This is a genomic window from Photobacterium sp. DNB22_13_2 (assembly GCF_052873915.1).
Genome location: NZ_JBNNXU010000128.1, coordinates 1 through 273 on the forward strand (window position 1 = coordinate 1; position 273 = coordinate 273).

1 pseudogene is annotated in these 273 nt (G+C 64.8%); it reads right to left on the reverse strand.

The annotated features are described in order from the left end of the window. A pseudogene (locus ACVA58_RS28085) lies at positions 1–273 on the reverse strand (hypothetical protein); the annotation flags it as partial.

Here is a 273-nt window from a genome sequence, read left to right on the forward strand (position 1 = left end):
GCCTACACCGTAGAAGCGGCCCAGGCCCTCGCGCATGGCCTCGGCAAAGTACGGGCGAAACGCGTAGTTCTGGCCGACGAAGGACGTCGGCAGATCCCAATTGCTGGCCGCAATCGTGAGGCCCGTCGTATTGATCAGGTGAGCGGCGGCCATATCGGTGGCCGCCTGGACTTCTTTCAGATAGGCATTGGCGGCACGACGCATGGTGGCGTCTCCCGCCTGCGCGCCTTGCAGCAGCGCAACGTGCAGCACATGTTCCAGCGCAGCCAGGCG